Here is a 25,644-nt window from a genome sequence, read left to right on the forward strand (position 1 = left end):
CTAAGTACCTTCCTTTCTTACTGACAGTTCAACCTAAACGGCCTGCCCCCCCAGCAGGCCGTTTTTCTGTCTGGAGACACGAGCATGTCCAGCCCCGTCACCGTCTGTCATCAGGAATTCGACGAAAGCCATTTCCTGGCCTCGGAATACGAACCGGCCCGGCCGGAACAGGCCGCCTTCCATATCATCCCGGTCCCGCTGGAGCAAAGCGTCTCCTACGGGGGCGGCACCGCCCACGGCCCGGCCGCCATCCTTTCCGCCTCGCAGCAGCTGGAGGCCTGGGACGGCATCAGCGCCCCGGGAGAAGCGGGCCTGTACACCGCCCCTGCCGTGGACTGTGATGCCCCCATCGAGACCGTGCTGGACCGCATCGAAGCCGCCACGGCCCACGCCCTGCGCTGCAAGGCCCTGCCCGTCATCCTGGGCGGTGAGCATACCGTGAGCCTGGGCGCCCTGCGTGCCCTGGCCGCCGAGGCCGCACATACGGGCGAGCCCTTTGGCGTGGTGCAGTTCGATGCCCATGCGGACCTGCGTTCCCAGTATGAAGGCTCCATCTATTCCCACGCCAGCGTCATGCACCGGGCCGTGGCCGACCTTGGCCTGCCGCTGGCCCAGTTCGCCATGCGCGACTTCTGCCGCGAAGAAGTGGAGGTGCGCCGCCAGTACAATGTCTTGCACTATGACGCCGACGTCCTCTTCCGCCAGGGCCTGCCGGAACAGCCCCTGCCCGCGGACTTTCCCCGCCGCCTCTACATCACCTTCGACGTGGACGGTCTGGATGCCTCGCTGATGCCCGCCACGGGCACGCCTTCGCCCGGCGGCCTGTTCTGGCATCAGGCCCTGCTGCTCATCGAGCGCTGCCTGCAGGGCCGCAGCATGGTCGGCATGGACGTGGTGGAGCTGGCTCCCCTGCCGGGCCTGCATCATGCGGACTTCACCGCCGCCAAGCTCACCCACGCCCTCATGGGCTTTGCCCAGCGCGCCGGCCTGCCCCGCAAGGCATAACGGCCGGGGCATCCTGCTTTGGAGGAAGAAAGGCTACCCCGCATCCTGCCGGCGATGTCCGTCGGGCCCGTATCGCCAACGGCGCTGACTTTCAGGGCCCCTCCTCGTTGCCGGTGATCCCGTGCGGCGTCTTTCTCGCTAACGGGCACGGCCTGCGGCCTCCATCCGGTCGCATCTCTGCTGTCGATGCGAGAGGGCTTCCCCCAAAAACTCCCCCTTCACCAGCCTGCTTTTCCTGCCTGTGTCCCCAAAGGGGGCACAGGTTTTTTTTTTGCTTTGGCCATCCTCGCACAGAGGAGCGATTTCAGAGAGCCCGTCCGCTGCGGCCCTGTTCCGATACGGCAGGCTGGCGTGCCCTGCGGCATGCTCTGCGTGCATGGATACGCCGCTTTCCCATGGCCCATCCGGCCACAGCCATTGCATCCTCCACAGGCCCCGGCTACCATGCTCTCCCAACTCCCGGCCCGCCCGCGGCAACGCACGACGACAGCCCCGCTGCCCGAAGACGGGACCGCCATACGCAACCGGATAAACGTATTGGGGAGGGGGAGCTGACCGGATGGTGGCCGCAAGACCGTGGCCGTCAGGAACGGCGATGCTCCGGGAAAAGGAACGAAATGCTTCAAAAAGGTCCTTCTCCCCGCCTGCCCTCCCGCAAGGAAGCGCCATGAATCTCTTTGAAAGTCCCTTCAAGGGCGTCCCTCTGGACCAGCAGATCCGCAACCCCAACATCCGTGCGGGCCGCTACAGCTATTACTCCGGCTATTACCACGGCCACAGCTTCGACGACTGCGCCCGCTATCTGAGCCCGGAACGCGATGACGTGGACAAGCTCATCATCGGTTCCTTCTGTTCCATCGGCAGCGGCGCCAGCTTCATCATGGCGGGCAATCAGGGCCATCGCATGGACTGGATCGCCACCTTCCCCTTTTTCTACATGCCGGAAGAGGCGGGCTTCCAGGGGGCCGTAGACGGCTTCGTCCGCGCCGGGGACACCGTGGTGGGCAACGACGTCTGGATCGGTACGGAAGCCATGATCATGCCCGGCGTACGCATCGGAGACGGCGCTGTCATCGCCGCACGCGCCGTAGTGACCGCGGACGTGGAACCCTATGCCGTGGTGGCCGGCATGCCCGCCCGTCAGCTGCGCCGACGTTTCAGCCAGGAACGGATAGCCATGCTGCTGGAGATGCGCTGGTGGGACTGGCCGCTGGAGCGTATCAACGCGGCCATGCCCCTGCTCTGCTCCGGCCAGGTGGAACGGCTCCACGAGTTCTGGCGCAGCGGCCGGAATGCCGTGCAGGACTAAGGCTGCCGCCTGCCGCTCTTGCAGGATGCCTGCCCGGACAAACAGGCCTCTCCCTGTCCGGGCAGACGCCGCAGGCCCTGGCTTCCGGCCGGAGAACACGCATGCGACGGAAAGCCCCCTGCAGCCCTGCGCCGTGACGACATTTTTGTGACGTCATCGCTATCCCGGCTTTTTTGCTGGACTTCTATTCCTATCTGTACCATAGGAAACGGGCCGTCGAGCTGACGGCCATGTCACGCAAGGAGTTCCCATGTCATCTGACAGTCCCATCCCTCCCAGTATCCAGGTATCTGTCCCGTCACGCTGATCGCCTGCCTTGCGTCCACCTTCCCGCAGGCGGCACCAGCCCTGCGAGGAGGTCTCCATGTCCCGTTCCCGTCTTTTTCCGCCGTCTGTCTTCCAGTACGGCCCCGTCCGTGACCGGATCATCTTCCGGACACGCCGTCATGTCCTGCATCCTTCCCGCTCGTCCATCCCCGTCATGGGCCGGACGTCTGTGATGCGCGCTGCCTGCTGACAGGCCGTCACGTCCCCTTTGCCGTATCCTGCCGGGCCCTGCCCTGCGGGATGGCCTTCCGTCATCGTTTATCTTCGCCTACGCCTTCCTGGGCGATCTGCTGCAGCAGGCGGGCTAAGAAGGATCCGGTGACGCCCAACGGGGGAAGGCCTCGGCTGTGCCCTGGTGAGGTCCCCCGGCGTTGGCGCAGATGCCGCAAAAGACCCCGTATCCCTCCAGATACCCTTGCGGACTGCCCGGCGACGGCCCTGAGGCAAGGGCCCTCCCTGGCCCCCCGGCGCGTTGTACCCGGCCATGCATGGTCGTCACCAAGGCCACAAAAAAAGCCCCCTCATGGAGGGGGCTTTTTTACAGCTCGTCATCAGGAGGCCCCGGGGCCTCCCGCAAAAACTAGTCCTGACGGAACAGGGGCGTGGACATGTAACGTTCGCCGGTATCGCAGGCGAAGGTCACGATGTTCTTGCCCTGCATCTCGGGACGGGCGGCCACGCTGAGGGCGGCCAGCACGTTGGCGCCGGTGGAGATGCCCGCGCACACGCCCTGCAGGCGCATCAGGCGGCGTGCCGTAGCCATGGCCTCCGCCGTGGGCACCTGGATGATCTCGTCCAGCAGGCTGCGGTCCAGGATGGAGGGCACGAAATTGGCCCCGATGCCCTGGATGCCGTGCTGTCCGGCCTGTCCGCCGGAAAGGACGGGGGATTCCGCCGGTTCCACGGCCATGACCTTGAAGCCGGGGATGTTCTCCTTGAGGAAGCGGCCCGTGCCCGTGATGGACGAACCGGAACCCACACCGGCCACCAGCACGTCCATATGGCCCACGCTGTCGGCAAGGATCTCGGGGCCGGTGGTGAGGTAATGGGCCTCCACGGCCAGCGGGTTGGAGAACTGCCCGAACAGCAGGCCGTTGCGCTCTTCCGCCAGTTTTTCCGCGACCTTGATGGCCCCCTTCATGCCTTCGGCGGCCGGGGTCAGCACCAGTTCCGCGCCCAGGGCATGCAGCAGGTTGCGGCGCTCCACGCTCATGGAATCGGGCATGGTCAGCACGCAGTGCAGGCCCCGCACGGCAGCCACCAGGGCGATGCCGATGCCCAGGTTGCCGCTGGTGGCCTCAACGATGGTGCCGCCGGCTTCGATGTCGCCCCACTCCATGGTCTTGTCGATCACATGGAAGGCCACGCGATCCTTGATGGATCCCCCGGGATTGCGGTTTTCGAGCTTGAGCCAGACCGTACCGGGCAGATCTGCGCCGAGAGCGTTCAGACGCAGCAAAGGTGTTCTGCCGATGCTTTGCAGAATATTGGTGAGCATGCTGTATCCTTGCTAAAAGTCAGGGAATAAAAAGAAGAACATCAATATATGCCAGCCGGGCATGTTTTGCAAATCGGCGCCGGGCCTGACAAGGGACGCAGCTTGACAGCTTTCATGATGCCCCGTATCGTTTTTTATAACAGGTACCGTCCATCCCTAGCTCCAAAGGAGGATGCATCATGAAGCTGTTCCGTATGTTCCTTGTATCGCTGGCCCTGAGCCTGATCTTTGCCGGTGCGGCCCTGGCCAAGGCTGATGTGACCGAACTGTATGCCGAGGCCCTCATGACCGGTGATGTGGAGTCCCTGGACAAGCTCCTGGCCCCCAATTACTGGCATGTCAGCGCCAACGGGCATATCCAGGACAAGGAACACTTCCTGGCGAGCCTCAAGGAAAGGAAGCTGGTCATCGACCGTATCCGCCTCAGCAACATGCGCAGCACCGTCATGGGTGACGTGACCCTGGTCACGGCCAACGGCGAGCTCAAGGGCTCGGCCACGCCCCCCCTGCCCCAGGGCCTGATGCGCTATACCATGGTCCTGAACAAGGTCGGCAAGGAGACCAAGATCGTCCTCTTCCAGGCCACGCCCGTGGTCCCCTCGCAGGATTGCCGTGACGGCAACTGCGCCATCCGCTGATCCCTTCCCGGATTCGACATTTCAAGGCTGCCCGCGGGCAGCCTTTTTTTGTGGCCCCGGGCAGCACTACCGTCCCTGCCCAGGCGCCTTTCCTTTTCCGGGCCTCCCCGACCTTTCCCGGCCGGGCAAGGCCGGGGGCACGGGCACGCCCTCTTCCCTGACAACAGGACATCTGGCGTCGCAGCGAACATGAAAAAAGGGCCGCCTCCCTGCGGAGACGGCCCTCGGATATCGCGTAGCGACAGGACTTACTTCTTGACGGCCATGATCACGTTGGTGGCCTTGACGATGGCGGTCACCTTGCTGCCTTCGGCCAGGCCCAGCTTGCTGATGCTGCCCATGGTGATGATGGAGGTCATTTCGCCGTCAGCACCCAGGTCCACCACCACTTCGCCGTTGACGGCGCCGGGGGTCACGCTCTTCACGGTACCGCAAAACTGGTTGCGGGTGGAGAGGATGTACTGGTCGGCATCGTTCATCAGGATGACCATGCTGGCCTTGACCAGGGCGCAGGCTTCCTTGCCTTCGACCAGGCCCAGACGTTCGGTGCTGGCCTTGGTGATGGAGGCCACCAGTTTGGTGCCGGAAGGCATGGTCAGTTCGATCTCGTCATTGACGGCGCCGGGACGCACGGAGCTGATGGTGCCCCAGAAAGTATTGCGAGCGCTGGTTTCCATATTTTTTCTCCTTATGTCGGTGGGAGGTTGAGTACTTACGCAAGGGGGATATACGCACAAGGAAAGGGGCTGTAAAGGGTACGAAAACGTCCCCGGATGAAAATTCACGCTTTTTGACAGACAATTTTCAGGAAAATTTACCAGTTAAAAAAAATAAATTATTTCATCATGTTTAAAAAAGATAATCACGATTGATTGTCACAAAATAGTGACTTTTAAGTCATTAAATCGTGATATAGTACATCTTGCCCAGCGGAATCACGGCATTTCTTCCCCGTGCCCGGCAGGGGGGACGGACACCTCTCCCGGACAGGCGTTTTTGCCGCCGTCGTACCGGGACGCTCCCCGGTCAGGGCACAAAAAAAAGAAGGGGCCCGAAGACCCCTTCCTTCAAACGCAGCAAAGATGCCGGCCTACAGTTCGGGCGGCAGTTCCTTGAGCTGGGCCATGGTGAACACCGGGCCGTCCACGCAGACATAGTGGCTGCCGATGTTGCAGCGGCCACAGATGCCGATACCGCACTTCATGCGCTTTTCCAGCGTGGTCACGATGTTCTCGGGCTGGAAACCCAGTTTTTCCAGGGCCTGCAGGGTGAACTTGATCATGATCGGCGGGCCGCAGAGCACGGCCACGCAGTTGTCCGGGCTGGGGTTCAGCTCGGTCAGCACGTTGGGGATCAGACCCACCTTGTGCGGCCAGCCTTCGTAGGGATTGTCGATGCAGAGCGTGCAATCCAGGTCGGGGTTGGCCAGCCAGCCCTCCAGCTCGTAGCTGAAGGCCATGTCGCGCGGCGAACGGGCGCCGTACAGCAGGCTCACCTTGCCGTAGTCGGCCTTGTGCTCCAGCACGTGCAGCATGATGGTACGGATGGGGGCCATGCCGATACCGCCGCCCACGAAGAAGATGTTCTTCCCCTTCCAGTCATTGTAAGGGAAGAAGTTGCCCAGGGGGGCGCGCACGCCCACCTTGTCGCCGGGGCTCAGGCGATGGATGGCGGAGGTCACTTCACCGGCCTGCATGACGGAGAACTGCAGGTACTCCTTCTGCGAAGGCGGAGTGTTGATGACGAAGGTGGATTCACCGGCGCCGAACACCGAGAGCTGGCCCACCTGGCCGGGCTCATAGGTGAAGTTGGCCATCTGATCGGGATCGTCCAGGACCACGCGCAGGGTCTTGATGTTGCCGGTCTCCTGGATGGTCTCCACCACCGTGGCCAGCATGGGCTTGTAGGGGTTGCCCGCCTGCTGGGGACGGGGCGTGATCTCGCGCAGCATGCCGCCGTCGGCACGGGGCTTGAGGACGGCAGGCTTGGCGGCCGGTTTGGCTTCCGCCGCGGGGGCGGGAGCTTCGGCGGGCTTGGCAGCGGCCTTGCTCTTGCGGGTACGGGCGGGTTTTTCTTCAGCCACGGCGGGAGCCTGGGCGGGTTCGGCCACGGCGGGAGCCTGGGCGGGTTCGGCCACGGCGGGGGCTTCGGCCTTCACGGCTTCGGCCGGCACCGGGCTTTCCTTGACCACGGGCGCATGGCTTTCCTTCAGCACGGGGCTGTCCGTGCCGCGCACGGCCACTTCCGCGGCTTCTGCCGGGGCAGCCGCAGCGGCAGCCTTCTTGGTCTTGGCTGCGGGCTTGGCGGCAGGCTTCGTGCTTTTGCTCCGGGTGGTAGTTTTCTTGGTAGCCATGAACGAACTCCTACTTGTTGATGGCGTCGAGCACGATGGCGCGGATATCCAGATGCACGGGGCAGTTGCTCACGCAGCGGCCGCAGCCGTTGCAGGAGAAGGCGCCCCAGTTCTCGGGATAGGTGGCAAACTTGTGCGACACGCGGTTGCGCATGCGCAGGGCCTTGGCCGTACGGGGATTGTGCCCGCTGGCTTCACGCGTGAACAGGGGCGACATGCAGTTGTCCCAGCTACGCAGACGGCGGCCCTCACGGCCGTTGAGGCCGTCGCCTTCGTCGGTGATGTTGAAGCAGTAGCAGGTGGGGCAGAAGTAGGTACAGGCCCCGCAGGACAGACAACGGTCGGTCTCCTGCTGCCAGAACTCCACATCCTCGAAGCGGGCGGCCACCTTGGCCGGAGCTTCGGCCAGGCTGGGCGCCTTTTCCAGGCTGGCCCAGGCGGCCTTGCGGGCGGCCTCGGCATCGGCAAAGCGGTCGGCGCCGTCGGCCAGGCTGCTGCCTTCCAGCAGGGCCGCGCCCTTGTCGGTCATGGCCTGCAGCACATAGCCGCCTTCCACTTCGGTCATCAGCACGTCGGAACCTTCCGGCGAGGTGGGACCGCCGCCCACCCAGTGGCAGAAGCAGGTGCTGCAACCGCTGGGGCAGGTCAGGGTGATGACGGTGAGCTGGTCACGACGGGCCTTGTAGTACGGGTCCGCGAAGGGGCCGTGCAGGTAGGGCCGGTCCAGGGTCACGTAGCCGCGGGCGTCACAGGGACGGCTGCCGAAGACCACGGTGGGCTCGGCCTGCGGCGTATCGTCCAGGGTCATGGTGCATTTGCCCGGATCATTGGGATCCTTGGTCTTGCTGTAGCGCACCAGCACTTCGCACTGGGGCAGCACGGCTTCCTTGGCGGGCACGGTGGCCTTGGCCAGGGTGAAGGGCTTGCCTTCCTTCCAGGGCTCGAACACGACCGCGGTCTTGTTGCCCGGCTTCTCTACCGGGGCCAGCACGCGGGCGCTCTTGGAGAGGTGAGCCAGAAAGGCGGGCAGGCCGTCAGCGGTGACGAAACGGGTTATGCTCATTTCCACTCCCTCTCATGGATGTTCTTTTCTTCCAGCTCATAGCCCAGCAGCGGCGGCACGGCCTCGGAGTCCATACCGGCCTTGTAGCCGTCGAAGAGCTGGCTCACGGCACGACCGATCTGCTGGCGCAGGGCCAGGATCGGGATGCCCACGGGGCAGGCCCGCTGGCATTCGCCGCAACCGGTGCAGCGGCCGGCCAGGTGCAGGGCGTGGATGGTCTGGAAGTACAGTTTTTCGCGCACGCTGTCTTCCTGGGTCATCCAGTGGGGATCACGGCTCTCGGCCACGCAGTAGTCGCGGCACACGCACATGGGGCAGGCGTTGCGGCAGGCGTAGCAGCGCAGGCAGCGTTCCATCTGGCCGCGCCAGAAGGCCATGCGTTCGGGCAGGGTCATGGAGTCCAGCAGGGCCAGCTCGGGCGGCGTGCCGGGGGTGCCTTCCACCGTGGTGGGCGCACCGGCCAGAGTATCGGCCAGCTGGGCCGTGGGCATGGTGCAGCCGTAGCATTTGCCCTGGGCGCATTCGGTCATGCAGAAGCGGTGTTCCTTGCCGTCGGCGGTGACGGTCACGCCGGCCTCGTCATAGACCACGCTGTCGATCTTGTTGTAGCGGCCCAGCTCCTTGTCCACGCGGGCCATGTCCAGGGTGCCTTCGCAGGGCATGGCGAAGATGGTCACGTCGTCGCGGTTGATGAGGTTTTCCTGCAACAGTTCCACCACGGAGCGGGAGTCGCAGCCCTTGACCACGATGCCCACCTTCTTGCCCTTGAAGCTGGGCAGGTAGGTGGCGGGGTTGTTGACGTTGAAGGGGCCCCAGACCAGCTTGTCCACGTCTTCGGGCGTGCGCATGAACAGCGGCACCGTATGCACGGCGTCGTAGCCCTGCTGCCAGCCGATGACGCAGTCCAGTTCGGGCAGCTTGGCCTTGATGGCGGCCTTGAGCTCGTCCAGTTTGGCGTTCTGGCCGGTACCCAGCGGACGCAGGGACGTGAGGGCCATGTCCACCACCTTGAGCAGCGGCTCGGGATCCTCGAAGCGGGGCGCGGGGCCCAGCTTGTGGATGCGGTCGGTGAAGGTGGTCACCACATGCTGCCAGCGCTGGCCTTCGGAAGCCGAGACCCAGGTGTACTCGAAGCGGCGCTCGTCGATGCCCAGCACGGGCAGGAACTGCTTGAGCACTTCCAGACGGCGGCGGGCATAGTAGTTGCCGGCGGAATAGTGGCAGTCACGCGGGTGGCAGCCCGACACCAGCACACCGTCCGCACCGTTGAGCAGGGCGCGCACGATGAACAGCGGGTCGATGCGGCCCGAACAGGGGACACGGATGATACGCAGGTCGGTGGGCTGGGTGGCACGGGCGACCCCGGCGGTGTCGGCACCGCCGTAGGAACACCAGTTGCAAAGAAAGCCTACGATCCGCAGTTCTTTGCCATTCAGCACTGGCATAAGGCATTCACCTCCGCAAGGATCTGATTGTCAGTAGCGTGCGAAAGCTGGATGGCCCCCTGCGGACAGGTGGAGGTACACACACCGCAACCCTGACATACGGTTTCGATAACCTGCGCCTTCTTCTCGCCGCGGAATTCCACTTCCGTGATGGCGCCGAAGGGGCAGCAACGGATGCACTTGCCGCAGGCCACACAGCGCTTGTTGTCCACCTGCGCGATCTGCGGGTCATTTTCAAGTTTGTCGCGGGCAAAGAGCGCCAGCACCTTGGCCGCGGCGGCCGAGCCCTGGGACACCGACGAGGGGATGTCCTTGGTGCCCTGGCAGACACCGGCCAGGAACACGCCGGCGGTGTTGGTCTCCACAGGCTTCAGCTTGGGATGGCTCTCCATGAAGAAGCCGTAGCTGTCGTAGGAGATGCGCAGCTTCTCGGCCAGCTGCGGGGAGCCCTTGCTGGCTTCGATGCCCACTGCCAGGACCACCAGGTCGGCGCGGATCTCCACGGGCTGGCCCAGCAGGGTGTCCACGCCCTTGACGATGTACTGGCCATTGCCGTCGGGGTAGATCTTGGACACGCGGCCGCGGATGTATTCCGTGCCGTATTCCTCGATGGCCCGGCGGGTGAACTCGTCATAGAGCTTGGATGGGGCACGGATGTCCATGTAGAAGACGTAGGACTGCGAAGTGGGGATGTGGTCCTTGGTCAGCACGGCCTGCTTGGCGGTGTACATGCAGCAGAAGCCCGAACAGTAGGGACGGCCGATGGACTTGTCGCGCGAGCCCACGCACTGGATGAAGACCACGCTCTGGGGCTCCTTGCCGTCGGAAGGACGCTTGATGTGGCCTTCGGTGGGGCCGGAGGCGGACAGCAGGCGTTCGTACTGCAGGGAGGTGATGACGTCGGGGTACTTGCCGCCGCCGTACTGCTCGTAGATGGTCCAGTCCATGAGGTCGTAACCGGTGGCGGCCACGATGCAGCCCACTTCCTCGGTGATGACCTCGTCCTGCATGTCGTACTTGATGGCGCCGGTGGGGCAGACCTTGGCGCACACGCCGCACTTGCCCTTGGTCATCTGACGGCAATATTCGGGATTGATGACCGCCTTCTTGGGGATGGCCTGCGGGAAGGCGATGTTGATGGCCGTGGTGGGACCAGTGAATTCGTTGAAGGCGTCAGGCGTCTTCTTGCTGGGGCATTTTTCCGTGCAGGCGCCGCAGCCGGTGCACAGGCTCCAGTCCACATAGGTGGCGCGCTTGCGGATCTTGACGGTGAAGTTGCCCACGTAGCCGGAGATGTCTTCCACTTCCGACATGGCGTACAGGGTGATGTTGGGATGCTGGGCCACGTCCACCATCTTGGGGCCCAGGATGCAGGCCGAGCAGTCCACGGTGGGGAAGGTCTTGTCCAGCTTGGCCATCTTGCCGCCGATGGTGGGCTGGCGTTCCACCAGCACCACGGGCACGCCGCCGTCGGCGCAGTCCAGGGCGGCCTGGATGCCGGCCACACCGCCGCCGATGATAAGCACGCGCTTGTTGATGTCGAAGGACTTGGAGAACAGCGGCTTGTTGTTGCGCAGCTTGGCAACGGCCATCTCCACCAGTTCGGCGGCCTTATTGGTGTTGGCCACCTTGTCCTTGCCGATCCAGGAGACGTGCTCGCGGATGTTGGCCATTTCGAACATGTAGCGGTTCAAGCCGGCCCGTTCCACGGTGCGGCGGAACGTGGGCTCGTGCATGCGCGGGCTGCAGGAGGCCACCACCACGCCGTCCAGCTTGTGCTCGTGGATGGCCGCCTCGATGGCGGCCTGGCCGGGCTCGGCGCAGGAGTACATGAGGTCCACGGCGTAGACCACATCGGGATAGGCTCGGGCCGTCTCGGCGACCTTGGCGCAATCAACGGTGCCGCCGATATTGCTGCCGCAGTGACAGATGAAAACGCCTATTCTCATGCTTTATCTCCTTCGGGGGCCTGGGCCTTCTGGGCGTCTTCGCGCTGGGTGTCGAGGATGCGCTCCACCAGGGCGTTGGCGCTGACCACCAGCTTGTCGAGGCCCAGTTCGCTGGGCAGCATGCCGAAGGCAAGGCCCATCATCTGGGTGTAGTAGAGCACCGGCATATTGAAATAGCGGTCCACGCCCTTCATGGCCTGTTTCTGGCGCAGGTCCAGGTTCATCTGGCACAGGGGGCAGGCCACCACGATGGCGTCGGCGCCCATGTTGGTGGCCACTTCGAGGATGCGGCCCGACAGCTGCGCCGTCATGGGACGTTCCGGGATGCCGAAGGAGGCGCCACAGCACTCGGTCTTGAGCGGGAAGTCCAGCATCTCGGCGCCGCAGGCGCCCAGCAGCTCTTCCATGAGGGTGGGGTTCTCGGGATCCCCGAACTGCATGAGTTCCGCCGGACGGCTCATGAGACAGCCGTAGTAGGCCACCAGCTTGAGGCCGCGCAGGCTGCGCTTCACACGGCTGGCGATGGCCTTGGCGTCGTACATCTGGGCGATGCCCTGCATGACGGAGGTCACGGGCGGGAAGCTCTCGGCCGCGGGGTTGTCCAGCAGCTCGTTGACGCGGGCGCGGAACTCCGGCTTTTCCATGCGTTTGGCCGCATGGCGCAGGTTGGAGAGGCAGCTCGGACAGGGCGTCACCACCATGTCGGCCTGGGTGCGGGCGGCGATGTCCAGGTTGCGCACGCACAGGGCCGCGGAAAGTTCGGTATCCACCGCATGGGCGGGCGTGGAACCACAGCAGTTCCAGTCGGGCAGCTCTTCCAGACGCATGCCCAGGGCGCCGCACACGGCCTGGGTGGACATTTCGTAATCGGCCGAGGAGCCCTTGGCCGAACAGCCGGGATAGTAGGCAAGTCTCATGGGCGCACCCCCTCACGCTTGGCGCGTTCCTTGTAGCGGGTCATGATGCGGCCCACAGCCTCGGCGCCGCCGTTGGGAATGGAATGGGGCTTGAAGCCCAGCTTCTGTTTGGCCAGGGCCTGGGGAGCCAGGTCCACGTCCGTGAAGACGCGCAGGGAGCGCAACATGTACAGGACCATGGTGCCGATCTCGTAGGTCCGCCCGAACTTGCGCACGGTATCGAGGAAGGAGAACCAGAATTTTTCCACCTTGGGCACGGCCACGCGGCCTTCCTTGCGGGCCATGTGACGCAGGGTCTCCATGACCTCGGCCACATCGATGTTGTTGGGGCAGCGGAGGCTGCAAGTGGAACAGGACAGACACATCCAGATGGAGCGGGAGTTCAGCACCTGGTCTTTCAGGCCCAGTTGCACGCCACGCATGATCTGGTTGGCCTGCAGGTCATAGACGAAGCCCGCAGGACAGCCAGCCGAGCAGTTGCCGCACTGGTAGCAGGTGGAGACGTTTTGCCCGCTCTGCGCTTCCACCGCGGCGGTGAAGTCGCGGTCACGCTTTCGGGTCAGATCAATGGCGTCGTTCATGGAAACTCTCAAGGTTAGAGTCTGAAGGACAAAGACATACCAATTTGTAGCAGACTAGCGCGTCTGCATGAAAAAATCCAGCCAAAGCACACATGTTTTTTACGTTCCGCACAGTTCGCAAAGTCTTGGCTGGCGGGCATTTCCCGCCACGTCAGGCATCCTTGCGTTCCAGCAACGAACAGGCGGCGCGCAGGCCCAGCAGATAGCTGTCCACACCGAAGCCCGCGATGCTGCCCGCGCTGACCGTGGACAGCACCGAATGGTGACGGAACTCCTCCCGGGCATGGACGTTGGACATGTGCACCTCCACCACCGGGATGGACAGTATGCCCAGGGCATCCATGATGGCGTAGCTGTAATGGGTCCAGGCCCCGGCATTGATGACGATGGCGTCCGTGCCGTCCGTGAGGGCCGCGTGGATGCGTTCCACCATCACGCCCTCGTGATTGGTCTGGAAGGTCTCCAGCGCCACGCCCAGTTCACCGGCCAGCCCCTGCAGGGCCGCGTCGATGTCGGCCAGGGTGGCATGGCCGTAATGACGGGGGTCGCGTTTGCCGAACATGTCGAGATTGACGCCGTGGAGGACGAGGATCTTGTGCATGGTATCCCTCCTGACTCAGGCGCGCGCGGCGCCCAGCTGATGTTCCAGGGCCAGACGGGCGGCCTGCGGCATGTCCTGCCCGGTCCAGAGGCGGAACTGGGCCTCGCCCTGACGGAAAAACATCTCCAGGCCGCTGATGGTGGCCCAGCCGCGGGCCTGTGCCTCGCGCAGGAACAGGGTGCGCAGCGGGTTGTAGACGATGTCGTAGGCCACGGGCACACCGCCGTCCGCCGGGGCCGGGGCCCGGTCGAAATCATAGGGGCTCTGGTCCTCGGCCTTGCCGTGCATGCCCAGGGGCGTGGTGTTGACCAGCAGCGAGGCCGCCACGTCATAACGCTCGGCCCAGGGCACGGCCGTGACGCCGAAGCGCTCCACCAGCGGCGCATGGGAACGGTCGGAAGGCGTGGTCACGAAGATGCGGCGGCAGCCGTGCAGCCACAGGCCGCAGACCACGGCGCGGGCGGCCCCTCCGGCGCCCAGCACCAGCACCGGGGTGGCCGGGTCGAGGCCGCGTTCCAGCAGGGGATGCATGAAGCCGGTCACGTCGGTGTTCTCGCCGCAGAGCCGGTCGTCCCGCCAGTACAGGGTGTTGGCGGCGCCCATGAGCTCCACGCGCTCGCTGCGGTGATCCAGCAGGGGCAGGATCTCCACCTTGTGCGGCAGGGTGACGGAGCAGCCGCGGATGCCCAAAAGGCGCATGCTGTCCACGAATCGCGGCAGTTTTTCCGGGGGCAGCTCCCAGAGCATGTAGGCCGCGGGGATGCCCAGGGCCTGGAAGGCGGTGTTGTGCAGCAGCGGGCTCAGGCTCTGGGCCAGGGGCCAGCCGATGACGCCATAGAGGGAAGAGGGGATGAAAGCGGACATAAGGCAGTATCCATGGAGGAGAGGGCACGGCCGGGCCGTGCGGGACGTTATTCTTCGGGCAGCCCGGCGGCCCGCCAGGAGCGGAAGCCGTCGGCAAGGTGCAGCACGTCGTCCCGGCCCCACTGCCGCAGCAGGCGCATGGCCTGCCCGGAGCGGTTGCCCGAACGGCAGTAGAGCAGGATGGGCACGTCCTTGCGCGCCAGGGCTTCCAGCTGCTGCCGGAAATCCGGGACGAAGAAATCCAGGTTGCGGGCGCCGGGCAGATGCCCGTCCCGGAACTCTTCCGGGGTGCGGATGTCCAGCACCACCAGACCGACGGGCGGCCGGGCCAGCACCTGACGGGCCTCGTCCGGGCCGATGTCGCGGGCCAGGATGCCCGCGGCAGGCAGCAGGAGACAGCACAGCAGGACAAAAAGGGAAAGGAGACGGGACACGATACCTCCGGAAGACGCAGGAGACAAAAAGGGCGGGAAGGCGCACGCCCTCCCGCTCCCAAAAGACGTTACTTGCCGGCCACCGCGGCGTAGGCGCGGGCGAAGCCTTCGGCGGCATTGCGGATGACGGTCTCGTCCACGCAGAAGGCCAGGCGGAAATAGCCGGGGCAACCGAAACCGGAACCGGGCACGGCCAGCACGCGCTCTTCCACCAGACGGTTGACGAAGGCCACGTCGTCGCCGCCGGGGGCCTGCGGGAAGAAGTAGAAGGCACCGGCGGGCATCTGGAAGCTGTAGCCGGCATCGGTCAGCACCTCGGCCATGGCCTGACGGCGGCGGGCGTAGATCTCCACGTCCACCTGGCTGCCCAGGGCGGCGGCCATGATGTGCTGGCCCACCACGGGCGGGTTGACGAAGCCGAGGATGCGGTTGGTCAGGGTCAGACCGGCCATGAGCCTGGCACGGTCGGCCAGCTTGGGCGAAACGGCCACATAGCCCACGCGTTCGCCGGGCAGGGACAGGTTCTTGGAGAAGGAGCTGATGACCACGGCATACTGGTACAGGGGCAGCACCGAGGGCACTTCCACGCCGTCGTAGGTCAGGAAGCGGTAGGGCTCGTCGGCGATGAGCCAGATGGGATGGCCGTACTGCTCGCTCTTGTTCTCCAGCAGGCGGCACAGGGAGGTGACGGCCTTGCGGCTGTAGACCACGCCCGTGGGGTTGTGGGGCGAGTTGATGAGCACCACGCGGGTCTTCTCGTCGATGGCTTCTTCCAGGGCGTCCAGGTCGGGCTCGAAGGTACCGGGCTTGCTCATGATGGCCTGGAGGCTGCCGCCGTGGTTGCCTACATAAAAGCCGTATTCCACGAAATACGGGGCAAAGGTCAGCATCTTCTCGCCGGGATTGATGACGGCGCGCAGGAAGGCATTAAGGCCGCCGGCGGCACCGCAGGTGAGCAGCACGTCATTGGCCTCCAGGGCCACGCCCTGCTCCTTGCTCAGATGGGCGGCCAGCTGTTCGCGCGCCCAGGGGAAACCGGCATTGGGCATGTAGCCGAAAGCGAAAGGTTCACCGGCATGTTCGGCAAAACGGCGCAGGCCCTCGCCCACGGCGGCGGGGGCGGGCAGGTCGGGATTGCCCAGGCTGAAGTCATAGACGTTCTCCGCACCGTAGCGGGCTTTCAACTGGCCGCCGGCCTCGAACATGCGGCGGATCCAGGAGGCATTTTCCAGATAGCCGGAAACGCTTTCTGCAAGAAGGGACATGGGTTTCTCCTGAGTTGTTGTCCACGCAATCCTGGCGGAGCGCACAGGGCTCGTCAGACTGCTGATCCTATTGTCATTCTGGTGACTATCCAGTATAGCTTGCGAAGGCTGGAAATAGCAAATACCCGGAGGCCCCCCATGCGCAAGCGTTTTTCTGGAAAAAACCTGTACCGTGCTCCGCTCCTGCTGGGCGCGACCCTGATGCTCTCGGCCTGCGGCCTGTGGCAGGACAGCAGCGAGCCCCCCGCCCAGCCGGAAACGCCCCCTGACATGCAGGTGGACGTGAAGCTGCGCGCCCTGCACCGCTGTTCGCGCATCTCGCCCGAGATGGTGGTCACCAACGTGCCCAAGGGCACGGATTACTTTGATGTCCGCCTGCTGGAGAACGAGCCGCAGGAACGCCTGCTGGGCGGCGGCAACTGGGAGAACGACGGCACCGGCATCATCCCCGAAGGCGCCCTGACGCGGGTCTACACCGGCCCCTGCCCGCCGGCGGGCCAGAGCCGCCAGTACACCTATGTGATCTCCGCCATGTCCCACAAGAGCAAGCACCCCCTGAGCGTCCGGGTCTATCCCTTCGTCCAGGAATAGGCTGACGAACTTTCGGGAGCCTCCCCTGCGGAGCGCTGCCGTGACGGGCATGGCCTGACCGCCGGCCCTTCGCCCCCTGCGTCCCGGGGCCTGCCCCTGGAACATACGCCGCTGCGGCGACACCGCAGCACATCCCTGAAAAAAACAGGACCGCCATCCCCGCAGCCCAAAGGCAGTACGGGGAGGCGGTCCTGTCGTTTTCCTTGCGGAAGAGATCCCAACTTCTTACTTGTTGCCCAGGGTCTCCTGGAGCACGTCGATCATGAAGGCATCGGGATTCTTGGCGCAGGCGGCCAGGAACTTGTCCAGGGTCTCCTGCTTGGCCAGGATGGACTTTTCCGTCACATTGTACTGGCGGTTGTAGGCATCCAGCCAGATGACGAAGCCGCTGCCGTTCTCGGGATGTTCGTTATAGGCGCGGCACTTGGTCACGTCGGCTTCCCATTCGCCGCTGATGGGGCGGGGCAGCTTTTTCTTGAGGGGCTCCCAGATCTCGGCCACCACGGCGGTGGGCTGCTCCTGGCACATGAGGTAGGCCTGGGGCACCAGCACGTTGATGGCCTGCGGATCAGCCACGGTATAGCCGATGTTGGAGCTCACGTAGCCGTCGATCTGCAGGGCCTGGAAGACGGGCGGATCCTGGCTGACGGCGCCCTGCGCCACGAATTCGGCGCAGATGTAGTTGGCGGGGTCGATCTTTTCGTCTTCCGCCTGGGCAGCCAGGGGCAGGGCCAGCAGCAGGCAGCAGCACAAAAGCCATTTTTTCATGTTTCCTCCTGAAAATCCGGCAGCCCCACGACAGGCGTGGGGCTGACAGTCCAGAATCGGTGAGGAACAGGCCGCGGCCTATTCGAAGCGGCTGGCGCCGGTGATGAGCACCATGTCGGTGGGCACGTTCTCGTGGAAGCCCACGCTCTTGGTCTTGACCTTGGCGATCTTGTCCACCACGTCCATGCCTTCCACGACCTTGCCGAACACGCAGTAGCCCCAGCCGCTGGGCACGGGAGCGCTGTAGTTCAGGAAATCGTTGTCCACCAGGTTGATGAAGAACTGGGCGGTGGCGCTGTGGGGATCCATGGTGCGGGCCATGGCGATGGTGCCGCGGTCATTGGAAAGACCGTTGTCGGCTTCGTTCTTGATGGGGGCGCGGGTGGCCTTCTCGTCCATGCGGGGGCCAAGGCCGCCGCCCTGGATCATGAAGCCGGGGATCACGCGATGGAAAATGGTGTTGGCATAAAAGCCGTCATCCACATATTGCAGGAAGTTGGCGACGGTGTCGGGAGCCTTGTCGGGGAAGAGCTCGATCAGGATGTCGCCCGAGGTCGTTTCCAGCAGCACGGTGGGATTGGACATGGTAACTCCTTGAGGGAAATTTGCGGCGGCCATGCAACACGGCGGCCATCCGTCTCTATACGACAAGCGGCCGGCAAAGACAATGCGCCCCTCTCCGCCCCGGCGGGGTGACAGGAAGGGCCCGCGCGGCTACACTGCGGCCATGAGATCCCGCCAGACCACCGGCCAGCATACGCTGCCGTCCCTTGTCCCCGTCACCGGTGCCGTGCCGCCGCCCGGCCACCGTCCGCCCGAAGACCACCTCCCCGAGCTGCAGCAGGCCCTGCTCGCCTGGTTCGCCGCCAATGCCCGGCCCCTGCCCTGGCGACGCCATTACACGCCCTACGAGGTCTGGATCTCGGAGATCATGCTCCAGCAGACCCAGATGGAGCGCGGCGTCAGCTACTTTTTGCGCTGGATGGAGCGCTTCCCCGACCTGCACGCCCTGGCCGCCGCCTCCGAGGAGGAGGTGCTGCACGCCTGGGAGGGCCTGGGCTACTATTCCCGTGCCCGCAATCTGCTGGCCGCCTCCCGTCTGGTCATGCAGGAACACGGCGGCGTCTTCCCCTCCGATCCCGAAGCCATCCGCGCCCTGCCCGGCATCGGCCCCTACACCACCGCCGCCATCGCCAGCATCGCCTTCAACCTGCCCGTGGCCTGTATCGACGCCAACGTGGAACGGGTCATCGCCCGCGTCTTCGATGTGGACAGCCCGGTCAAATCCGGCCCGGCCGCCGCACGCATCGCGGAGCTGGCCCGCCGCATCCTGCCCGAAGGCGAGGCCCGCCGCCACAACCAGGCCATGATGGAGCTGGGCGCCCTGGTCTGCGGCAAGAAGCCCCGCTGCGGCCAGTGTCCCCTGGCCCGTTTCTGCACGGCCCTGCATCTGGGCATCGTGCATGAGCGCCCCGTGCCGGGCAAAAAGGCGGAGATCACTCCCATCGAGGTGGTGACCGGTGTCCTTTCCAGCCACGACCGCGTCTTCGTCCAGAAGCGTCTGCCCCAGGGTGCCTGGGGCGGTCTGTGGGAATTCCCCGGCGGCCGCGTGGAGCCCGGCGAGACGCCGGAACAGGCCGTGGTGCGCGAATTCGCCGAAGAAACGGGCTTCACCGTCCGGGTGACGGCCCCGCTGGGCATCATCCGCCACGGCTACACCACCTACCGGGTGCGCCTGCACTGCTTCGCCCTGGAGCTGGTCACGGACGATACGCCCCGGCCGCCCGAGCCCCCCGTTCTCACGGCGGCCACGGCCTGCCGCTGGCTGGAGCGCGGAGAGCTGGAGAGCCTGGCCATGCCCGCCGCCCACCGCAAGCTGGCCGACAGCCTCACGGCGCCGAAAGGACCGCTGCTGACGGCTTTTTAGGGCTTTTTTTGAGGGGGAACCCCTCATCTCTGCTGTCGATGCCCGTAGGGCTCCTGCGTCGCCAACGGGCACGGCCATGCGGGCCGCCATCCGGTCGCATCTCTGCTGTCGATGCCCGTAGGGCTCCTGCGTCGCCAACGGGCACGGCCATGCGGGCCGCCATCCGGTCGCTACTGGCGCGAGAGGGGTTCCCCCTCAAACTCCCCCTCCCCAGTGCGCTTTATCAGGGGAGGCAGCGCGTCCTTGCCGCCCTCCACCGCAGGACCGGAGACGGGATGCCCTGCGCTCGCAGGAGTCCGGGACGGCGGACCGCCCCTGTCCACCTCTCCCCAGTGAAGTCGCACGGGGCCGCGCCGCACTGGATGCCCGGCCTGTCCGCAGCGGTCTTTCCTGAAAAATCCGCGCCAAAAGCGGATTTTTCCGCCCCAGGCCATGAAAAAGGCTTGACAGGCCCCTGATTCTTTCCTTATATGGTTGTCCGAAATGGCGCGGCAGTCACTGCCGCATCATCCTGATGCAGAACATGCGTTCACAACGGGGTGGCCTCAACAGGCCCCCTTTTTTTTGTACTTGCGACCGGGCAGACGCCCAGGAAGGGACATGAGCGAAAACAGCCTCAAGGAAACCGTCACCCGTCTGGCCACGCCCCTGGTCCAGGCTCAGGGTCTTGAAATCTGGGGTGTGGAGATCGCCCAGGCAGGCCGCACCACGGTGCGTGTGTTCGTCGACCTGCCGCTGGAGGTCAAACAGGCCCAGGCCGCGCTGTCCGCCGACAGCGATCCCGCCGACAACCTTGAGGACAGCGCCGACATCATGACGGCCCGCTCCGCCAGCATCGACCAGTGCGAGGAGATCTCGCGCCAGCTCGGTCTGGCCCTCGAAGTGGAAGACCTCATCGAACAGGCCTATGTGCTGGAAGTCTCCACGCCCGGCTTCAGCCGTCTGTTCTTCTCTCTCGACCAGATGCGTTCCTATGTGGGCGACATGGTGGAACTGCGCATGGTCTCCGCCTACGCTCCCGAGAACGCCCCCGCGGCCCGTCGCGCCTGGCGCGGCGTCCTGCGCGAAGTCACCGACAGCGCCGTGCGCGTGGCCCCTGCCAGCGTCTCGGCCGAGGGCGACATCTGCCCCGAGGCCATGGACGAGGTCCTGGTGCCCTGGGACATGGTGCGCCGCGCCAGCCGCATCCATATTTTCCGCCAGCCGCAGAAGCCCGGCAAGCAGCCCGCCCGCAAGGCCGCCAAGGCCGCGCCCCAGGGCGACGCCCCCAAGAAGGGCAAGGGCAAGAGCGGCAAGAGCAAGCATCCCGGCCGCAACGAGGCCGAAGACATATAACCGCACGGGCACGCCCTGCGGTCCTCTCACGCGGCCGCAAGGCCGCTTCGTCATCACCCGCCCGTGACGGCGGTTTCCGGCCCCGGCCGGTACACCAGGAAATTTATGCCGCCCTGTGCGGCAGCCGGAGGTAGCAATGAACCTTGAACTCAAAAAGGCCATTGACCAGATCAGCAAAGACAAGGGCCTTGACCGCGACATGCTCATCAAGACGCTTGAAGATGCCGTGCGCACCTCGGTGCAGCGCCGCTTCAGCGAAGATATGGATGTGGAAGTCCGGTACAACGACAACACCGGCGACATCGAAGTCTACCAGTTCAAGATCGTGGTGGAAGACGGCGAGGTCGAGAACGAAGACACCCACATCGGCATCACCGAAGCCCGCACCCATGATCCCTCCGTGCAGATCGACGACGAAGTCGGTTTCCGCGTGAAGGTGGAAGACCTGGGCCGCATCGCCGCCCAGTCCGCCAAGCAGGTCATCATCCAGCGCATGCGCGACGCCGAGCAGGAAATCATCTACGACGAGTACAAGGACCGCATGGGCGAGATCGTCTCCGGTATCGTGCAGCGTCGCGACAAGGGCGGCTGGGTGGTCAACCTGGGCCGCACCGAAGCCATCCTGCCCCGCGAGGAACAGATCCCCCGCGAACACTACAAGCGCAACGACCGCGTGCAGGCCATCATCATCGACGTGCGCAAGGAAGGCCGCGGCCCGCAGGTGGTCGTCTCCCGCGCGCACCGCGACTACATGGCCGCCCTGTTCCGCCGCGAAGTGCCCGAAGTGGACGACGGCGTGGTGCAGATCATGGGCGTGGCCCGCGACCCCGGCTCCCGCGCCAAGGTGGCCGTGCTCTCCCGTGAACGTGACGTGGATCCCGTGGGCGCCTGCGTGGGCGTGCGCGGTTCGCGCATCCAGAACATCGTGCAGGAACTGCGCGGCGAACGCATCGACATCGTGGTCTGGAGCCCCGATATCGCCACCTACGCCCGCAACGCCCTGGCCCCGGCCATGGTCTCCCGCATCGTGGTGGACGAAGAAGAGAACCTGCTGGAGGTCATCGTGCCCGATGACCAGCTGACCAACGCCATCGGCCGCAAGGGCCAGAACGTCAAGCTGGCTGCCCGCCTGCTGGGCTGGAAGGTCGATATCTTCACCGAGACCCGCTACAACGAGGCCAATGCCATCGGCCACGGTCTGGAGCAGGTGGCCAGTGTGGCCGAAGTCTCCATGAACCAGCTGCTGGAAGCGGGCTACACCTCGCTGGACCTGCTGCGTCAGGCCACTGACGAGGAACTGTCCGACAAGCTGGCCATCTCGGACAGCCGCATCGCCGACCTGCGTTCGGCCATCAACTTCCTGGCCCCCGTGGCCGAGCCCGAACCCCGGGCCGCTGAGGAAGAAACGACCGACGCCGGCAACGGCGAAAAAGTCCAGGATGGTGATGAAGACTAGCCCCGACGCGCCCGCCGAGGGCTGCGAAGGGCCAGTGAGAATGTGCGTCATCTGCCGCCGCCGTTTCGCCAAGGCGGCACTGACGCGCCACGTGCGCGACGCGCACGGAAATTTGATTATCGACGCGCCGCAGACCAGTCCGGGCAGGGGCTGGTACCTGTGTGACGATCCGGCCTGCGCGGCACGATTCGCCAAGTTCAGACCGTCCAGACGGCGCAAGGGGGAAAAGTAATGTCGGATAGTAAAATCAAAATCAAGGATCTTGCCACTGAGCTCAAGATGGATGCCAAGGAACTGCTGCAGGAGCTGCAGTCCATGGGCTTCAACGTCAAGAGCGCCCAGGGCTCCATCCCCATGGAAGAAGTGAGCGGGGTTCGCGACCGTGTGGCCGAGAACCGCCAGCGCAAGGCCGACCGCAAGGACGATCAGCCCACGGTCATCGTGCGCCGCCGCCGCGTGAAGGACGAAGCCCCGGCCGAAGAACAGCCCGTGGCCGAGACCAAGGCCGAAGCCGCGCCCGAAAAGGCTCCCGAGCCGGCCGCCCCGGTGGAGACGCCCGCGGCCCGCGTGATCTCCGTCCCCGAGCCCGAAAAGGCTCCCGAGGTCAAGCCCGAACCTGTGAAGGCCGAACCCAAGGCCGAAAAGACTCCCGAACCCGTCGCCCCGGTGGAAACGCCTGCCGCCCGCGTGGTGGCCGCCCCCGAGGCCGAAAAGGCTCCTGAAGCCAAGCCCGAACCCGTGAAGAACGAAGCCAAAGCCGAACCCAGGACCGAAGCCAAGCGCGAAACCCGCGTGGAAAAGGCGACGCCCCAGACCGCCCGCGTGGTGGCTCCGGCCGGCGCCCGCGTCATCAGCCGCCCCGATACCACGCCCACGGCCCGTATCATCCGGCCCGCCCAGGCCGCCGCTCCCGTGACCAAGACGGAAGCCAAGGCCGAGCCCAAGCCCGAAGTGCGCAAGAGCGCCGTGCTGGCCGCCATCAACGCCAAGGAAGCCGCCGAGAACGGCGCCGCGGAAAAGGCCGCCAAGCCCCGCGCCGGCCGTCCTGACGCTTCGGCCATGCCCGAAGGCTCCTCCGCGCCCACGCTGCCCCAGCGCGAGGCCCGCGAGAACCGTGACGACCGCCCCGCCGAAGCCACGCCCACCCGCGCCCGCGTGGTGGCCCCGGCTCCCCAGGTGCGCGTCATCTCCCGTCCCCAGCCCGGTGCCACGCCCGCCCGTGACAGCCGCGACGGCGGACGCGATCGCGACGGCGGCCGTGACGGCCGTGACCGCGACGGTCGTGACAACCGTTCCGGCCGCCCCGGCGGCAACCGTTCCGGCTTCGGTGACCGTCCCCGCGGCGGTGCGCCCCGTCCCGCCGGTGGCGGCTACAGCGCTCCCGCGCCTGCCGCTCCCCTGGACAGCCGCGACGGCCAGAGCAAGAAAAAGCGCAACAAGGGCCGCCGCACCGTCGATTTCCAGCAGGGCGATTTCGGCCGCCATCAGGACGATGATGACGCGCCGCGCATGAACCGCAGCACCCGCGGCCGCCGCAAGCCCGGCAAGCCCGCCGCCGTGCAGGCCACCCAGCCGCTCAAGGCCGCCAAGCGCAAGATCCGCGTGACCGAAGCCATCCGCGTGGCCGACATGGCCCACCAGATGGGCCTCAAGGCCAACGAGATCATCAAGGTGCTCTTCGGTCTGGGCGTCATGGCCACCATCAACCAGTCGCTGGATATCGACACCGCCACCCTGGTGGCCGCCGAATTCGACTACGAAGTGGAAAAGGCCGGCTTCTCCGAAGAAGATTACCTGCTGCCCCAGCAGGAGGATAAGCCCGAAGATCTCAAGCCCCGTCCTCCGGTCGTCACCATCATGGGTCACGTCGACCACGGCAAGACCTCGCTGCTGGACGCCATCCGCAAGTCCAACGTCACCAGCGGCGAAGCCGGCGGCATCACCCAGCACATCGGTGCCTACCATGTGAAGACCAAGCGCGGCGAGATCGTCTTCCTCGACACCCCCGGTCACGAGGCCTTCACCGCCATGCGCGCCCGCGGCGCCCAGGTCACCGACCTGGTCATCCTGGTGGTGGCCGCCGACGACGGCGTCATGGAGCAGACCCGCGAAGCCGTGAACCACTCGCGCGCCGCCGGTGTGCCCATCATGGTGGCCGTCAACAAGATGGACAAGCCCGGCGCCGATCCCGACCGCGTGCTGCGTGAACTGTCCGAGATGGGCCTGCAGCCCGAAGACTGGGGCGGCGACACCATCGTGGCCAAGGTCTCCGCCAAGACCCGTCAGGGCCTGGACGACCTGCTGGAACTGGTGGCCCTGCAGTCCGAGATCATGGACCTCAAGGCCAACCCCAACAAGCCCGCCCACGGCCGCATCGTGGAAGCCAAGCTGGACAAGGGCCGCGGCCCCGTGGCCACCGTGCTCATCCAGGAAGGCACCCTGCACCAGGGCGACAACTTCGTGTGCGGCCAGTTCTCCGGCCGCGTGCGCGCCCTGATGAACGACCAGGGCAAGAAGGTCAAGGAAGCCGGTCCCTCCATCCCCGTGGAAGTGCAGGGCTTTGAAGGCGTGCCCGAAGCCGGTGAAGAGTTCTTCGCCGTGGCCGACGAAAAGCTGGCCCGCCGTATCGCCGAAATGCGCGCCACCAAGCAGCGCGAACGCGATCTGGCCAGCGAATCCAAGGTCACCCTGGAAACCTTCCTGTCGCGCCGCGCCTCCGACCAGGAGACCCTGACCCTCAACCTGGTGCTCAAGGCCGACGTGCAGGGCAGCCTGGAAGCCATCACCGAGGCCCTCAACAAGCAGAGCACGGAAAAGGTGCGCATCAACGTGGTGCACGGCGGCACCGGCGCCATCTCCGAATCCGACATCATGCTGGCTTCCGCCTCGCAGGCCATCATCATCGGCTTCAACGTGCGTCCCACCTCGCGCATCAAGGACATCGCCGAACGCGAGAACGTGGATATCCGCTTCTACGATATCATCTACAAGCTGGTGGATGACATCAAGAGCGCCATGGCCGGTCTGCTGGCTCCCGTGCAGCGCGAAGTCTACCTGGGCCAGGCTGAGGTCCGTAACACCTTCAGCGTGCCCAAGGTCGGCATCATCGCCGGTTCCTATGTGGCCGACGGCAAGATCGCCCGTAACGCCGGCGTGCGCCTGCTCCGCGACGGCGTGGTGGTCTACACCGGCAAGATCAGCTCCCTCAAGCGCTTCAAGGACGACGCCCGCGAAGTGGTCAAGGGCAACGAATGCGGCGTGGGCCTGGAAAACTTCAACGACGTCAAGATCGGCGACATCATCGAAGCCTTCGAGACC

The 25,644-nt window shown here is 65.2% G+C and carries 24 protein-coding genes; 10 read left to right on the forward strand and 14 right to left on the reverse strand.

Annotated features, from left to right (window positions below):
* The first annotated feature begins 84 nt into the window (after positions 1 to 84).
* The 3 genes from speB to ACQRCJ_RS03130 all read left to right on the forward strand — a co-directional run bounded on the left by speB (position 85) and on the right by ACQRCJ_RS03130 (position 2,831).
* Complete coding sequence (gene speB / locus ACQRCJ_RS03120) at positions 85 to 1,005, forward strand: agmatinase (RefSeq protein WP_168934707.1); 921 nt, start codon at positions 85 to 87, stop codon at positions 1,003 to 1,005.
* A 667-nt stretch (positions 1,006 to 1,672) separates the two neighbouring features.
* Entirely contained in the window at positions 1,673 to 2,314 is a 642-nt protein-coding gene (gene catB / locus ACQRCJ_RS03125) for a type B chloramphenicol O-acetyltransferase (protein ID WP_297139449.1), read from the forward strand.
* 364 nt (positions 2,315 to 2,678) lie between these two features.
* Positions 2,679 to 2,831: a hypothetical protein gene (locus ACQRCJ_RS03130; protein ID WP_168934709.1), complete on the forward strand. Its 153-nt coding sequence runs from the start codon at positions 2,679 to 2,681 to the stop codon at positions 2,829 to 2,831.
* Between the two features lie 390 nt (positions 2,832 to 3,221).
* Here the strand turns inward: ACQRCJ_RS03130 and cysK are convergent, their stop codons facing one another.
* Entirely contained in the window at positions 3,222 to 4,139 is a 918-nt protein-coding gene (gene cysK / locus ACQRCJ_RS03135) for a cysteine synthase A (RefSeq protein WP_006008613.1), read from the reverse strand.
* A gap of 179 nt (positions 4,140 to 4,318) precedes the next feature.
* On the opposite strand from cysK, the gene ACQRCJ_RS03140 reads away from it, so the two are divergent.
* Complete coding sequence (locus ACQRCJ_RS03140) at positions 4,319 to 4,777, forward strand: nuclear transport factor 2 family protein (protein WP_168934710.1); 459 nt, start codon at positions 4,319 to 4,321, stop codon at positions 4,775 to 4,777.
* A 248-nt stretch (positions 4,778 to 5,025) separates the two neighbouring features.
* Here the strand turns inward: ACQRCJ_RS03140 and ACQRCJ_RS03145 are convergent, their stop codons facing one another.
* The 11 genes from ACQRCJ_RS03145 to ACQRCJ_RS03195 form a co-directional block, all read right to left on the reverse strand.
* Entirely contained in the window at positions 5,026 to 5,454 is a 429-nt protein-coding gene (locus tag ACQRCJ_RS03145) for a TOBE domain-containing protein (RefSeq protein WP_006008602.1), read from the reverse strand.
* Positions 5,455 to 5,867: 413 nt separating this feature from the next.
* Positions 5,868 to 6,728 (reverse strand): FAD/NAD(P)-binding protein, encoded by an 861-nt coding sequence (locus ACQRCJ_RS03150; protein WP_297139429.1) that lies wholly within the window; start codon positions 6,726 to 6,728, stop codon positions 5,868 to 5,870.
* A gap of 412 nt (positions 6,729 to 7,140) precedes the next feature.
* Positions 7,141 to 8,193, reverse strand: coding sequence for a 4Fe-4S dicluster domain-containing protein (locus tag ACQRCJ_RS03155; RefSeq protein ID WP_320861552.1), 1,053 nt, complete (start codon positions 8,191 to 8,193; stop codon positions 7,141 to 7,143).
* Complete coding sequence (locus tag ACQRCJ_RS03160; RefSeq protein ID WP_303995199.1) at positions 8,190 to 9,638, reverse strand: hydrogenase iron-sulfur subunit; 1,449 nt, start codon at positions 9,636 to 9,638, stop codon at positions 8,190 to 8,192. Before ACQRCJ_RS03160 ends, ACQRCJ_RS03155 begins: the two co-directional genes overlap by 4 nt.
* Positions 9,626 to 11,587: a CoB--CoM heterodisulfide reductase iron-sulfur subunit A family protein gene (locus ACQRCJ_RS03165; protein WP_006008592.1), complete on the reverse strand. Its 1,962-nt coding sequence runs from the start codon at positions 11,585 to 11,587 to the stop codon at positions 9,626 to 9,628. Before ACQRCJ_RS03165 ends, ACQRCJ_RS03160 begins: the two co-directional genes overlap by 13 nt.
* Positions 11,584 to 12,504, reverse strand: coding sequence for a CoB--CoM heterodisulfide reductase iron-sulfur subunit B family protein (locus ACQRCJ_RS03170; protein WP_204625994.1), 921 nt, complete (start codon positions 12,502 to 12,504; stop codon positions 11,584 to 11,586). The genes ACQRCJ_RS03165 and ACQRCJ_RS03170 overlap by 4 nt, the downstream gene beginning before the upstream one ends.
* Entirely contained in the window at positions 12,501 to 13,085 is a 585-nt protein-coding gene (locus ACQRCJ_RS03175; RefSeq protein WP_006008589.1) for a 4Fe-4S dicluster domain-containing protein, read from the reverse strand. The genes ACQRCJ_RS03170 and ACQRCJ_RS03175 overlap by 4 nt, the downstream gene beginning before the upstream one ends.
* Positions 13,086 to 13,236: 151 nt before the next feature.
* The gene (gene aroQ / locus ACQRCJ_RS03180) at positions 13,237 to 13,686 is read right to left on the reverse strand and encodes a type II 3-dehydroquinate dehydratase (protein ID WP_168934714.1); all 450 of its coding nucleotides are present in this window, start codon (positions 13,684 to 13,686) and stop codon (positions 13,237 to 13,239) included.
* Positions 13,687 to 13,701: 15 nt separating this feature from the next.
* Positions 13,702 to 14,550 (reverse strand): shikimate dehydrogenase, encoded by an 849-nt coding sequence (aroE, locus tag ACQRCJ_RS03185; RefSeq protein WP_168934715.1) that lies wholly within the window; start codon positions 14,548 to 14,550, stop codon positions 13,702 to 13,704.
* A 47-nt stretch (positions 14,551 to 14,597) separates the two neighbouring features.
* Positions 14,598 to 14,984 carry a rhodanese-like domain-containing protein gene (locus tag ACQRCJ_RS03190; RefSeq protein WP_168934716.1) on the reverse strand — a complete coding sequence of 129 codons (387 nt, stop codon included), beginning with the start codon at positions 14,982 to 14,984 and terminating at the stop codon, positions 14,598 to 14,600.
* A 68-nt stretch (positions 14,985 to 15,052) separates the two neighbouring features.
* The gene (locus tag ACQRCJ_RS03195; protein ID WP_303995201.1) at positions 15,053 to 16,249 is read right to left on the reverse strand and encodes a pyridoxal phosphate-dependent aminotransferase; all 1,197 of its coding nucleotides are present in this window, start codon (positions 16,247 to 16,249) and stop codon (positions 15,053 to 15,055) included.
* Between the two features lie 138 nt (positions 16,250 to 16,387).
* On the opposite strand from ACQRCJ_RS03195, the gene ACQRCJ_RS03200 reads away from it, so the two are divergent.
* Positions 16,388 to 16,840, forward strand: a complete 453-nt coding sequence (locus tag ACQRCJ_RS03200; RefSeq protein ID WP_168934718.1) for an MbtF — start codon at positions 16,388 to 16,390, stop codon at positions 16,838 to 16,840.
* A gap of 225 nt (positions 16,841 to 17,065) precedes the next feature.
* Here ACQRCJ_RS03200 and ACQRCJ_RS03205 read toward each other — a convergent pair whose 3' ends face one another.
* Both ACQRCJ_RS03205 and ACQRCJ_RS03210 read right to left on the reverse strand, forming a co-directional pair.
* Complete coding sequence (locus ACQRCJ_RS03205) at positions 17,066 to 17,608, reverse strand: hypothetical protein (protein ID WP_168934719.1); 543 nt, start codon at positions 17,606 to 17,608, stop codon at positions 17,066 to 17,068.
* A gap of 78 nt (positions 17,609 to 17,686) precedes the next feature.
* Complete coding sequence (locus ACQRCJ_RS03210) at positions 17,687 to 18,193, reverse strand: peptidylprolyl isomerase (protein ID WP_168934720.1); 507 nt, start codon at positions 18,191 to 18,193, stop codon at positions 17,687 to 17,689.
* A 142-nt stretch (positions 18,194 to 18,335) separates the two neighbouring features.
* Here ACQRCJ_RS03210 and mutY point away from each other — a divergent pair, with 142 nt between their 5' ends.
* The 5 genes from mutY to infB form a co-directional block, all read left to right on the forward strand.
* Positions 18,336 to 19,535 (forward strand): A/G-specific adenine glycosylase, encoded by a 1,200-nt coding sequence (gene mutY, locus ACQRCJ_RS03215; RefSeq protein WP_427799344.1) that lies wholly within the window; start codon positions 18,336 to 18,338, stop codon positions 19,533 to 19,535.
* A gap of 600 nt (positions 19,536 to 20,135) precedes the next feature.
* On the forward strand, positions 20,136 to 20,870 hold the full coding sequence (locus tag ACQRCJ_RS03220; RefSeq protein WP_168934721.1) for a ribosome maturation factor RimP: 735 nt from the start codon (positions 20,136 to 20,138) through the stop codon (positions 20,868 to 20,870).
* A 136-nt stretch (positions 20,871 to 21,006) separates the two neighbouring features.
* Positions 21,007 to 22,326, forward strand: a complete 1,320-nt coding sequence (gene nusA, locus ACQRCJ_RS03225) for a transcription termination factor NusA (protein WP_168934722.1) — start codon at positions 21,007 to 21,009, stop codon at positions 22,324 to 22,326.
* A gap of 40 nt (positions 22,327 to 22,366) precedes the next feature.
* Complete coding sequence (locus ACQRCJ_RS03230) at positions 22,367 to 22,558, forward strand: YlxR family protein (RefSeq protein ID WP_317313593.1); 192 nt, start codon at positions 22,367 to 22,369, stop codon at positions 22,556 to 22,558.
* A partial coding sequence (gene infB, locus ACQRCJ_RS03235) for a translation initiation factor IF-2 (RefSeq protein ID WP_427799345.1) occupies positions 22,558 to 25,644 on the forward strand: 3,087 nt, incomplete at its 3' end. The genes ACQRCJ_RS03230 and infB, both read left to right, overlap by 1 nt.

The organism is Desulfovibrio sp. SGI.102, from assembly GCF_050314315.1.
Classification (GTDB): Bacteria; Desulfobacterota; Desulfovibrionia; order Desulfovibrionales; family Desulfovibrionaceae; genus Desulfovibrio.